Genomic DNA, 12019 nt, shown 5'->3' with positions numbered 1-12019 from the left:
AGATCACTCGGCGAATTCGCGTTCGAACCAGCGCTTGACCAGGTTCATGACGCGGATCGAGCGGTCGTTGCGCCAGGCGAGGTACCAGGAGCCGGGGCGGGTGACGAGGCCAAGCGGCGCCAGCATGCGGCCCTGCCTGATAGCGTCGGAAACCGCCGGGCCGGGACCGATGGTGACGCCGAGGCCGGCCTCGGCGGCCTGCAGGGTGTAGAACAGAAGGTCGTAGGAGACGAACTCGCGCGGCTGGAGCGTCACGCCGGCTTCGCGCGCCCAGTTGGACCACATGTCGGGCGGCCAGACGGTATCGAGGCGCGGCAGGCTCCACAGGTAGTCCAGGTCGTCCTCGCGGCCCTTCATCAGCATGGGGCTGACCACCGGGCCGAAGGTCTCGGGAGCGACCACGGCGACGGTCATGCCGGCAATCTCGGGCACCGGGCCGACCCCGATGTAAATGTCGATGGAGCGGTCCGCCGGGTTGATCTCGCGGCTCCAGGTGGTGAGGCGCACCGAGGTGCCGTCGAGCAACGCCTCGAGGCTCTGCAGCCGCGGCACCAGCCAGCGCAGCAGGAACGCATCGGGCGCCGTCAGCATGATGGTCTGGCGGTTATGGGCGTGGCGCAGCTGCTCGGTGCCGCGCGCGATCGAGGCGAAGGCCTCCGAAATGGTCGCCGCATACTCGGCCGCCGCTGGCGTGAGGCGGATCGAGCGGTTGCCGCGCTCGAACAGTTCGACCCCCAGCGCGTCCTCGAGATGCTTGATCTGCCGGCTCACCGCGCCATCGGTGACGCGGAGGTCCTGCGCCGCCTTCCTGACGCTGCCGAGCCGGGCCGCCGCCTCGAAGGCGCGCAGGGCGTTCAGCAGGTGACCGGTCTCAACCATTGACGAAAACTCAATCGAACTGCCGATTTGTAAATTGTTGGCCGAGGCCCGTCCAGCCTAGTCTTCCGCCTCGGATGCGAGGCGACAGGCCGCCGGATCCGGGTTCCTCCCTCCCCGGTTTCCGAAGCCTGGCGCTTTCGCGTCCGGACCCCGCACATCGCGATGTCCTCTCCCCCTCTCATAGAGCAGTTTCCTGATGTCCGCTTCGACTCCCCACCGCATCATTATCGATTGCGACCCCGGCCACGACGACATGGCGGCGATCCTGCTCGCGGCATCGCATCCGGCGATCCGGATCGAGGCGATCACCACGGTGTGCGGGAATGCCTCGCTGGACAACACCACGCGCAATGCGCTGCGGATCGTCGAGGCGTTCGGGCTCGACGTGCCGGTGCATGCCGGCGCCGTGCTGCCGCTGCTGCATCGCTACGAGTTCCCGGCGGCCTTCCATGGCCCGTCGGGCATGGACAGCGCCGGGGTCGAGCTACCGCAGACCCAGCGGAAGGCCGATGCGATCGCTGCTGTCGAGGCGATCATCGCCAAGGTCGACGCCAACCCAGGCGAGATCACGCTGGTGGTGATCGGGCCGATGACCAATATCGCGCTGGCGCTGGCCTTGCGGCCGGACCTGGCACAGAAGCTCAAGCAGATCGTCTTCATGGGCGGCTCTGCCACCGAGGGCAACGTCACGCCAGCGGCAGAGTTCAACACCTGGGCCGATGCGGAGGCAGCGCGGATCGTCTTCAAGTCGGGCGCCAGACTGGTGATGTTCGGGTTGAACCTGACGCACCAGACGCTGCTCAGCCGCGCCGACATCGCCGAAGTGCGCGCCGCGGTCAGTGGCGACAATCCGGTGGCCGATATCATGGCGTTCTATTGCGGCACCTATTACGCCTTTGCCGGCGAGGACAAGCCGGGCGCGCCGCTGCACGATCCCTGCGCGGTGGCCTACCTGATCGACCCGTCGATTTTCGGTATCGAGCAGTTGCCGGGCGAGGTGATCATCGGCGACGGCCCGAGCTATGGGCAGACGCTGATCGATTTCCGCCCGCAGGACCCCAGGCACGATACCCGCGTCAAGAATGTCGGCGTCGCCATGACGGTCGATGCACGCAAGTTCACCGAACTGGTAACCCCCGGCCTCATCTGGGGCGCCAGGCGGTTTGCCAAACAGGCCTAGAATTCAGCTACAGGAGAAGGGTGCGTAAAATGAAGATGTGGAACACGGCCTTGGCGATCAGCATGGTGGCGGCGATGACCGCCGTACCGGCGCTGGCCCAGGACAAGACGCTCAACATGATCGTCATCGAGGGCGGCGACACCACGGCCATGCAGGCCGTCGTAGACGCCTACACGGCGGCGCATCCGGGCACCAAGATCAACCTGCAGCCCTATCCGTTCGCGCAGTTCTTCCAGGTGGCGGAACTGCGGCTGCGTTCAAAGGACACCGGCATCGACCTCGTCTATGTCGATGCGCCGCTGGTCGCGAGCTACGCCTCGCGCGGCTTCCTCGCGCCGATCGATGCCAGCATCGATACCTCGACCCTCGTGTCCGCGGCGATCGACGCCGGCAAGTATGACACGACGCAGTTCGCGCTGCCGATCAACAACTCGGCGCAGGTGCTGTTCTACAACAAGAAGCTGTTCGCCGATGCCGGCATCACCGCGCCCGACGGGCTCACCGCCGGCCAGAACGCCAGCCAGGCTGACGTCGATACGCTCGGCTCGTCCAAGCGCTGGACCTGGGAACAGGTGGCCGATGCGGCGCAGAAGCTGACCGTCAAGGATGGCGGCCGGACCACGCAGTACGGCTTCACCGTCGAGCAGTTCGGTGAGCTGTATCAGTTGCAGCCGTTGGGGGAATCGCTCGGCACCGACGTGATCGCGCCCGATGGGGTGACCGCCAAGGGCTATCTCGACAGCGAAGCCTGGGTGAAGGCCGGCACCTACTGGTCCAGCCTCTACAACGAATGGGCGGTGAGCCCCAAGAGCCTTGGCTATGGCGAAGCGGCGCAGCTGTTCGGCAACGGCCAGCTGGCGATGTTCGCCGGTGGCACCTGGAACCTGCCGATCCTGGCTCAGACGGGCGTCGATTTCGGCGTGGCGCCGTTCCCGTACTTCGAAGGCGGCAAGGTACTGACCCCGACCGGCAGCTGGTATGTCGGCGTCAACGCCGCCTCGACCAACCAGGCCGAAGCCTTCGATTTCGCCAAGTTCCTCACCACCTCGGATGAAGGCACGCGCGTCTGGTTCAAGGCGCTGAACCAGTTGCCGGTGAGCAAGCCGTTGCTCGATGAGATCAGCACCTCGGCGGATTTCGACGCCTTCCCCAACAACGTGTTCCGCCTGGGCGTCTATGACTCTCTCAACACCGCCAAGGCCCGCCCGGTGACGGCAGCCTATGGCCAGTTGCAGGACGCCTTCCGCACCGCCTTCGTCGATATGGCGAACGGCGTGGCAGTGAAGGACGCGCTCGAGAGCGCCGTGCAGAAGTTCGAGTCGGCAGCAGCGCGCGTCGCGCGGTAGGTTCGTCTCTCGGATGCCGGTGGCTGTGGCCCCCCACCCCTGTCCCCTCCCCGCAAGGGGGAGGGCGACGCCCAAACCGGCATCTCAGTATGGGTCTCCCTCCCCCTTTCTTGGGGAGGAGGGGACAGGGGTGGGGGTCCGCGGCCACCGTGTTACATGGTGGTCTCCGACACACTAGGTGAACCGCTCTAGATGGTCAGAAGCAAAACTCCCCTCTTCCTGCTCGCGGTGCTCCTGGCGCCGGCGCTGGTTGGCCTCGTGGTGTTCCGCCTCTATCCGATCGCCCTGGCGGTCAGCGACAGCTTCTTCAACATGCTGCGCGGCAACCAGGTGTTTGTCGGGCTCGACAACTACGTCGCGCTGTTCACCGATTCCGCCTTCTGGAAGTCGCTGCAGGTGACGCTGTGGTTCAACCTGCTGATCAACCCGATCCAGATCGCATTGGCCCTGGGGCTGGCGCTGCTCTACGTGCAAAAGTTCAAGGGCGTGGCGTTCTACCGGGTGCTGTTCCTCATCCCGATCGGGGTGTCGCTGCCGACCGCAGTGATCATCTGGCGCATCATGCTGAGCCCGGACGGGCTCGCCAACGGCGTACTCAACATTGCCGGTGTTCCCGGCCAGCCGTGGCTGACCTCGGAGAGTCTGGCGCTCTATTCGATCATCGCCATCGCCACCTGGAAAGGCATCTCGTACTGGATGATCTTCATCATCGGCGGGCTGCAGAACATTTCGCCGGAGATCTATGACGCGGCGCGGGTCGACGGCATCAAGCCGTGGCAGCGGCTGGTGTTCATCACCGTGCCGCTGCTCAGGCCGACGCTGCTGTTCGTCCTCGTGGCGGACGTCTCGATCAATTTCCTCTTGTTCGCGCCGATCTTCATGCTGACCCAGGGCGGGCCGGCGGATTCCACCAACGTGCTGATGTACGAGGCCTTCAAATCCGGCTTCATCTTCGGCGACATGGGCCGGGCGATGGCGATCATCGTCGTCGTGGTGGTGATCCTCCTGTTGATCGTCGGGCTGCAGTTCCGCCTGCTCGCAGGCAAGCCGGAGGGCAAGTGATGGCCGACCCCGCCCTCAAGCTCCGTCGCGGCTTCACGCTAGGCGCCAGGCACCTGGCATATGCGGTGATCGCCTTCATTTTCGTGTTGCCGCTGTGGTGGGCGATCGTTTCGTCGCTGCGGCCGAACACCGAGGTGTTCGCCGACATCTTCCCGTTCACGGTCAACGCGCTGCTGCCTTCGCCGCTGTCGTTCGAAGCCTATACGGGCGTGTTCGAGCGCGGCTTCGGGCTGATCATAGCCAACACCATGTTCGTCGCCATCGTCACCATGATCGGCGGGATGATCGTCAACGGCGCGGCCGGGTTCGCTTTCGCGGTGTTCGACTTCAAGGGCAAGAAGATCATCCTGACGCTGATCATCATCAGCTTCATGCTGCCCTTCGAGGCGATCGCGCTGCCGCTCTACACCGTCACGCTGCAGTTGGGCTGGCTCGATCACGTGGCAGCGTTGATCGTCCCCAGCATTGCCAACGGGCTGGCGGTGTTCCTGTTCTACCAGTTCTTCAGCCAGGTGCCGAAGGACTACCTCGAAGCCGCGCGGCTCGAGGGGGTCAGCTGGTTCAACATCCTCCTTCGCATCTACGTGCCGCTGTCGATCCCCACCTGCATCAGCGCCGGGCTGCTGCTGTTCGTTTTCCAGTGGGAGGCGTTCCTGTGGCCGCTTCTCGCCATGCCGAGCCAGCAGTTCAAGGTGATCCAGGTCGGCATGGCGGCATTCCAGCAGCAGTACCAGACGATCTGGAACCAGCTCTTCGCCGTCTCGGTGATCACCGCGCTCATCCCCATCGCCTTGCTGCTGCCGCTGCAGCGCTACTATGTCCAGGGCCTCGCCGGCGCGGGCATCAAAGGTTAGCTACGGAGTTCTTATGTCCGGCCTCGCTCTTTCTGGCGTCAAGAAATCGTTCGGCGCCACCGACATCATCCACGGCGTCGACCTCAGGATCGAGGACGGCGAGTTCGTCGTGTTCGTCGGTCCCTCGGGTTGCGGCAAATCCACCCTGTTGCGGTTGATCGCCGGGCTCGAGACCACCAGCGCCGGGCGGATCGATATCGGGGCGCGCGAGGTGACCGAGCTCGACCCCTCGCAGCGTGGCGTCGCCATGGTGTTCCAGTCCTACGCGCTCTACCCGCATATGAGCGTCAAAGAAAATATCGGCTTCGGGCTCCGGATGAACGGCATGCCGAAGGCCGAGGTGAACAAGAAAGTCGCCGAGGCGGCGGCGATCCTCCACCTCGATGAGTTGCTGGAGCGCAAGCCCCGGCAGCTTTCGGGCGGGCAGCGGCAGCGCGTCGCCATCGGCCGGGCGATCGTCCGCAACCCCGAAGTGTTCCTGTTCGACGAACCGCTGAGCAACCTCGACGCTGAGCTCCGGGTGCAGATGCGGCTCGAGATCGCCAAGCTGCACAAGACGCTGGGCGCGACGATGATCTACGTCACCCACGACCAGGTCGAGGCGATGACGCTGGCCGACAAGATCGTGGTGCTGCGGTCCGGGCGAGTGGAGCAGGTGGGCACGCCGCTCGATCTCTACGACAACCCGGACAACCTGTTCGTCGCCGGCTTCATCGGCTCGCCGCGGATGAATTTCCTGCGCGCCGTGGCAGGCGAAAGCAGCAATGGCGAACTGACAGTGACTTTGCCGGACTACAACAATGCCACAGTGCCGATGACGATCGCCGCGCCGCCGCGGGCGGGAGCCGAACTCCAGCTCGGCATCCGGCCGGAGCATTTCGACCCCAGGGGCAAAGTGCAGTTGAGGGCGGTGGTCGACGTGATCGAACACCTCGGCGGCGCGTCGTTCGCCTATGCGCGCTCGGAGGACGAGCATCCGCTGACCATCGAGTTGCGCGACAGCCGGCATACGGCAGCGGGCTCGGAACTGGCAACCGGGTTCGATCCAGCGCGGGCCTTCCTGTTCGACAAGGCCACGGGACAGCGGATCCGATGAACAAGTTGACCGAGAGCGAACTCAGGGCGCTGCCCAAGGTCGAACTGCACCTCCATCTCGACTGCTCGATGAGCTTTGCTTCGGTGCATGCGCTCGATCCGAGCGTGACGCCCGAACGCTATCGCGCGGAGTTCCTGGCGCCCCGCAAATGCGTCAACCTCGTCGACTATTTCCGCTATCTCGCGCCGCCTTTGGCCCTGCTGCAGAGCCGGCGGGCACTGACCATCTCGACGATCGACCTGCTGCGCCAGCTCGATGCGGATGGCGTGGTCTATGCCGAGATCCGCTTCGCACCGCAATTGCACCGGCAGACCGGGCTCACGACCGAGGCCGTGGTGGAGACGGTGCTGGCGGCGCTCGACGAGGGGCGGAAGACCTACCCGGTGGAAGCGCGGTTGATCCTCTGCACCCTCAGGCCCGACGACACGGCACAGGGGCTCGAGCTGGTGCGGATCGCAGAAAGCTATCGCGCTCAAGGGGTCGGCGGCGTCGACCTCGCCGGCGACGAGACCGGCTATGGCCTGAGCGAGCACATTCCGGTCTTCAAGCGTGCCGCCGAGCGCGGGCTCAACATCACCGCCCATGCCGGCGAAGCCGGCGGCGCTGAGAAGGTGCGCGAAGTGGTCGAGCAACTGGGCGTGCGGCGCGTCGGGCACGGGGTACGCTCGATCGAGGACGAGGCGGTGATCGCGCTGCTGCTGGAGCGCGACGTGCACCTCGAAGTCTGCCCCTCGTGCAACATCCAGATCGACGTGTTCGACCGCTACGAGGATCACCCGGTGGACCGGCTGGTGCAGCTCGGCGTGTCGCTGGGCGTCAATACCGACGCGCGCGGGCCGACCGACCTGACGTTGACCCAGGAATACGGGCGGCTGCAGCATGTGTTCGGCTGGGATGGCGAGCGGCTCCGGCGGGCAAACCTCGCGGCGATCGGGCGGGCGTTTGCGGACGACGCGACCAAGGCAGCGATCCGGGCACGGCTCGAGGCTTAGATCATCCAACGCACCGCTGGCTGCCATCCCCGCGCCAGTGCATGGGCGCGCTAAGCCACCGTCGTGCCCACCCACCGGCTGTCATCCCTGCGAAAGCAGGGATCCATTCATCCACCCGCGCCAGCCGTGAGTTGGGTCCCAGCTTTCGCTGGGATGACACCGAGTCTGGGGCTCTGTCCGGCGGCAGGTTCGCCAATGGGGTGCCGCCTCCGAACCGTAGTCTCATGCGCGATCATACTCGTATGGTAGCCCTCGACGCTGCGCTGCCCGCTGGGTAGAAAAGGCGCAACAAGATCGAGGGAGCGAAATATGCCGGCGACGACCACCCAACCCTGGCGCAACCGCAGCTATCACCGGCGCTGGCTCCTGGAGCAGGCGGACGGGCTGTTCGGGTTCTTCCAGAATCGGGCCTTCAACCCCAAGGGCGGCTTTTTCGACCTCGACCCCACCGGCAAGCCGCTGAACGCCGCCAACCCGGTGCGCGGCATCCATTCGACGGCGCGCATGGTCCACTGCTTCGTCATCGGCAGCCTGCTGGGGCGGCCGGGCTCGGACCCGATCGTCGACCACGGTATGAAGTTCCTGTGGGAGCGGCATCGGGACGGCAAGGCCGGCGGCTATTTCTGGACCGTCGACAATGACGGGCCGCGCGATGGCCGCAAGCAAGGCTATGGCCATGCCTTCGTGCTGCTGGCCGCGTCGAGCGCCAAGCTGCTCGGCCATCCCCTGGCCGACAGGATGCTGGCCGATGTCACCGAAATCCTCGAGACCAGGTTCTGGGAGGACCAGCACGGCGCCATTGCCGAGGAATTCAACGCCGACTGGTCGCCGATCGCGCCATATCACGGGCAAAACTCCAACATGCACCTCACCGAAGCGCTGATGGCGGCGTTCGAGGCGACCGGGCAGCGGAGCTATCTCGACAAGGCCGAGCGCATCGCCGACCTGATCATCCGGCGCAAGGCCGGCGAAAATGGCTTCCGGGTGGCCGAGCATTTCGACGGCAACTGGCAGGTCGACAAGGGCTATCTCGGCGACCAGATGTTCCGGCCGCCCGGCACGACGCCCGGCCACTGGCTGGAATGGGCCCGCCTGGTGCTGCAACTCTGGGCGCTTGGCGGCAAGCAGCACGCCTGGATGCCGGATGCCGCGGAGGCGCTGTTCAAGCAGTCGATCGTTCTCGGCTGGGACCAGGACAAGGGCGGCTTCTTCTACAACCTCGACTGGAACGACAAGCCGGACATGCGCGACAAGCTGTGGTGGCCGGCCTCCGAAGGCGTCGGCGCCGCGGCATTCCTCTGCGAGCACCGGCCGAGCGCTTTCCACGAGGAGTGGTACCGCCATATCTGGGATGTGATCGCCAGCTCGTTCATCGACGAAACCAATGGCGGCTGGCACGAGCAACTGACCGAGGACCTGAAGCCGAGCTACACGCTGTTCGGCGGCAAGGGCGACATCTACCACGCGCTGCAGGCCTGCCTGATCCCGCTCTATCCGGCGACCGGGAGCCTGACCAAGGGGATCCTGGCGGAGGTTTCGGGACAATAGCAGGCGGCGCGAGCGCCTGTCTCTCCTCCAGGCGGTGGGCTCCGTGCCCACTGCCCTCAGGATAGTTGCGGGAGTTCGGTGCGGGAGCTGTAGAGCCTGATCCCCAGCTCGGTGATTTCCAGCAGCACCAGATGGATGGCGTCGCTGACCGGGGCGAGTTCCGCAGCGGCAGCGGGACTTTTGGCGGCGACCGCCTCGACCGTGCGCTGGAACTCGGCGATATCCTCGTAGACCGCGGTCGCGGTCTCTTCGAGGTCGATCAGTTGCGCTTCGTCGGGCTTTTGTTCCTTTGCCTGCGCAGCGAGCAGGGTCAGCCGCGCCGCTTCCGTGCGCCAACGCTCGATGTTCCTGCCGAAATGATTGAGGCGGTCGGCGATCTCGTTGCTGGACATGGGACACCCTCTTGACGTTGGGGCGTAACGGGCGGGGGGCGGTTTCGATGCCAGGGCTCAAGAAGATTGTCGGGTGTTGACAGATGAGACTATAGTGAGTATTCACTCACTCACCATGAAGCAGATGCGCACCAACCTGTCCGACGCGGACACCCGCAGACAAGCCATTGTCGAGGCCGCGCTGGTGGCGTTTGCCGATGCCGGGTTTCAGGCGACACCGGTCACTGCGGTGGCGGCGGGGGCGGGGATCAGCCAGGCCTATGTGTTCAAGCTGTTCCCGACCAAGGAAGAGCTGTTTGTCGCTGCGGTCGAGCGCTGTTTCAGCCGTATCGAGGCGGTGCTCGAAGCGAGCGCGCAGACGGTGGCCGACGGCACGCCGGACGAGATCCTCTACGCCATGGGCGACGGCTATGCCGGGCTCATCGCCGACCGCAAGATGCTGATGATCCAGGTGCACGCGCAAAGCGCCTCGGATGTTCCGGCGATCCGCGAAGTGCTGCGGGCCGGGCTCAGGCGGATCGTCAGCTATGTCAAGCAGCGCTCGGGCGCCAGCGACGAGGCGGTACAGCGCTTCATCGCCTTCGGCCAGCTCTGCCACCTGATTACCACTGCCGACATCTATGACCTCGGCGATGACTGGGCCCGGCTCCTGGCCCGCAATATCCGACACATGCCGGCTCTCTGACCCGACCGGTTCACGCCCGCCGCAACGACGACGTCCACCACTGGCGCCTTGCCCCGCTTCCGAGCGGGAACAAGGCGTCATTTCCTGAAACCTGAGAGTGAGTGATTGCTCACTCTATGAACTGGAGAAACCTGATGACTACTCAAGTCGCAGCCGCCGCAAATGCGGCACCCACTGGCCGCAGCGGCAACCGCTGGCTGGCTCTGACCTTCCTGGCGCTGGCGCAGTTCCTCGTGGTGCTCGACGCCTCGATCGTCAACATCGCCCTGCCCAGCCTCGGCGCCGGGCTGGGGCTCGACCACAACCTGCTCACCTGGGTGATCACCGCCTATGTGCTGCCGTTCGGCGGGCTGTTGATGCTGGGCGGGCGGCTCGCCGACCGCTACGGACACCGGACGGTATTTCTCGCCGGAGTATTCGGCTTCATCGCAGCCTCGCTCGCCGCCGGATTCTCGGTGAACGGAGCGATGCTGCTCGCTGCCCGCGCCATCCAGGGCGGCTCGGCGGCCCTGCTGGCGCCGGCGGCGCTGGCTCTGCTGATGCAGTTGTTCCCGGCGGACGATGGCCGGGCCAAGGCGCTCGGCATCTGGGGCGCCGTCGCCGGCCTCGGCAGCGTTGCCGGCGTGCTGCTCGGCGGGGTGCTCACCGCCAGCATCGGCTGGTCGGCGATCTTCTTCATCAACGTACCGGTCGGGCTGCTCGTCCTTGTCGCGATCCCGGCGCTGCTGCGCCGCGACGTGATAACCCGCCGGGCGCGGCTCGACCTGCCTGGCGCGGTTACCATCACGCTGGGGATGGTGGCCCTGGTGGCGGCCTTCTCGATGGTGCTCGAAGTCGGCTTCTTGTCGCCGATGACGCTGGGCCTGGGCGCTGGCGGTGTGGCGCTGCTCGCCTTGTTCACCGTGATCGAGCGCCGTGCGGCCGACCCCCTGGTATCGTTTTCGATCTTCGCCAACCGCTCGGTGACGCTGGGCAACCTCGCGGTGCTGCTGATCGGTGGCGCGGTGGTGGGGCTGTTCTTCGTCCTCTCGCTGCACATGCAGAACGTCCTCGGCTACGACGCCATGCTGACCGGGATCACCCAGGTGCCGCTGGCGCTGGCGATGATCGTTGCCGCCGGGGCGCTGCCGCCGGTGATGGCGAGGCTCGGTTCGGCACGGACGCTGGCCGTCTCGCTGGTCATTCTGGCCGCCGGCCTCGTCTGGCTGGCGCTGGCCCCGGTCGGGGCGGATTTCGTGCTGCACCTGCTCGGACCGACCTTCGTGATCGGCGCGGCGCTCGGCGGCGCCTTCATCGCCGGGACCGAGCTCGCGGTGCAGGGCGTCGGCGAGGCGGAAAGCGGGCTGGCCAGTGGGCTGGTGAACACCAGCCAGCAGATCGGCGGCGCGCTCGGCCTCGCCGTGCTGTTCACGCTGGCGACGACACTCACCAACAGCTTCGGCGCGGGTGGCGCAGACGAAATCACCGCGCTCGCGGGCGGCTATTCGGCCGCCTATGTCGGCGCCGCCGGGCTGGCACTGCTCGGCGCGCTGATCGCCGCGCTCGCCGCCCGCAAGTGACACCAGCACCGGCGCTATGGTGCGCCGGTGCCCTTCTCCCAAGGAGTACTGCAAATGACCACCGACACTTTCACCGGCCCAAGCCAGGACAAGTCGCGGAAGCTTGCGCCGCGCTATGTCACCTGGTCGGCTATCGTCGCTCCCGTGCTGGTGCTGACCGGCTGGGCTCTCATCGCCGCAGTGCCCGTGGCCCTGATGACCTGGGGCAGCTGGACCGACAGGCGCTTTCGGGCGCTGCGCTGGTGGAGCGGGCTGACTGCCCTGCTCTACGCCATCCCGCTGGTGCAGTACCTGCTGCGCGCCGATCCCGAGGCGAGCATGTCCTCGATGCTGCACCCGGCGATGGGCATCGCCATTGCGCTCGCCGCCGCAGTGGTGGCGCTGAAGATCTTCAAGACGCACAGCGGCTGAAGGTGCCGGAACGAC

12 protein-coding genes are annotated in these 12019 nt (G+C 66.0%); 10 read left to right on the top strand and 2 right to left on the bottom strand.

The window, feature by feature from the left end; all coding sequences use genetic code 11:
- Positions 1–3: 3 nt before the first annotated feature.
- Entirely contained in the window at positions 4–879 is an 876-nt protein-coding gene (locus tag APS40_RS13925; RefSeq protein WP_055047626.1) for a LysR family transcriptional regulator, read from the bottom strand.
- A gap of 196 nt (positions 880–1075) precedes the next feature.
- Here APS40_RS13925 and APS40_RS13920 point away from each other — a divergent pair, with 196 nt between their 5' ends.
- The 7 genes from APS40_RS13920 (at position 1076) to APS40_RS13890 (ending at position 8957) form a co-directional block, all read left to right on the top strand.
- Complete coding sequence (locus APS40_RS13920; RefSeq protein WP_055047625.1) at positions 1076–2059, top strand: nucleoside hydrolase; 984 nt, start codon at positions 1076–1078, stop codon at positions 2057–2059.
- Positions 2060–2088: 29 nt separating this feature from the next.
- Positions 2089–3405, top strand: a complete 1317-nt coding sequence (locus APS40_RS13915; RefSeq protein WP_055047624.1) for an ABC transporter substrate-binding protein — start codon at positions 2089–2091, stop codon at positions 3403–3405.
- Positions 3406–3597: 192 nt separating this feature from the next.
- On the top strand, positions 3598–4467 hold the full coding sequence (locus APS40_RS13910; RefSeq protein WP_055047623.1) for a carbohydrate ABC transporter permease: 870 nt from the start codon (positions 3598–3600) through the stop codon (positions 4465–4467).
- Complete coding sequence (locus tag APS40_RS13905; RefSeq protein WP_055047622.1) at positions 4467–5321, top strand: carbohydrate ABC transporter permease; 855 nt, start codon at positions 4467–4469, stop codon at positions 5319–5321. Before APS40_RS13910 ends, APS40_RS13905 begins: the two co-directional genes overlap by 1 nt.
- Before the next feature lie 13 nt (positions 5322–5334).
- Complete coding sequence (locus APS40_RS13900; protein WP_055047621.1) at positions 5335–6417, top strand: ABC transporter ATP-binding protein; 1083 nt, start codon at positions 5335–5337, stop codon at positions 6415–6417.
- Positions 6414–7409 carry an adenosine deaminase gene (gene add, locus APS40_RS13895; protein WP_055047620.1) on the top strand — a complete coding sequence of 332 codons (996 nt, stop codon included), beginning with the start codon at positions 6414–6416 and terminating at the stop codon, positions 7407–7409. The genes APS40_RS13900 and add overlap by 4 nt, the downstream gene beginning before the upstream one ends.
- A gap of 309 nt (positions 7410–7718) precedes the next feature.
- Entirely contained in the window at positions 7719–8957 is a 1239-nt protein-coding gene (locus APS40_RS13890; RefSeq protein ID WP_055047619.1) for an AGE family epimerase/isomerase, read from the top strand.
- A gap of 56 nt (positions 8958–9013) precedes the next feature.
- Here APS40_RS13890 and APS40_RS13885 read toward each other — a convergent pair whose 3' ends face one another.
- Positions 9014–9349, bottom strand: a complete 336-nt coding sequence (locus APS40_RS13885) for a hypothetical protein (protein WP_055047618.1) — start codon at positions 9347–9349, stop codon at positions 9014–9016.
- A gap of 94 nt (positions 9350–9443) precedes the next feature.
- Here APS40_RS13885 and APS40_RS13880 point away from each other — a divergent pair, with 94 nt between their 5' ends.
- From APS40_RS13880 to APS40_RS13870, 3 genes are all read left to right on the top strand, one after another.
- Positions 9444–10034, top strand: a complete 591-nt coding sequence (locus APS40_RS13880; RefSeq protein ID WP_197279327.1) for a TetR/AcrR family transcriptional regulator — start codon at positions 9444–9446, stop codon at positions 10032–10034.
- A gap of 134 nt (positions 10035–10168) precedes the next feature.
- Positions 10169–11593: a DHA2 family efflux MFS transporter permease subunit gene (locus APS40_RS13875; protein WP_055047616.1), complete on the top strand. Its 1425-nt coding sequence runs from the start codon at positions 10169–10171 to the stop codon at positions 11591–11593.
- A gap of 54 nt (positions 11594–11647) precedes the next feature.
- On the top strand, positions 11648–12004 hold the full coding sequence (locus APS40_RS13870; protein WP_055047615.1) for a hypothetical protein: 357 nt from the start codon (positions 11648–11650) through the stop codon (positions 12002–12004).
- Positions 12005–12019: the final 15 nt, after the last annotated feature.

Source organism: Devosia sp. A16 (assembly GCF_001402915.1).
In the GTDB taxonomy this organism is placed as follows: domain Bacteria; phylum Pseudomonadota; class Alphaproteobacteria; order Rhizobiales; family Devosiaceae; genus Devosia_A.
This window is presented reverse-complemented; position numbering and strand designations above follow the sequence as displayed.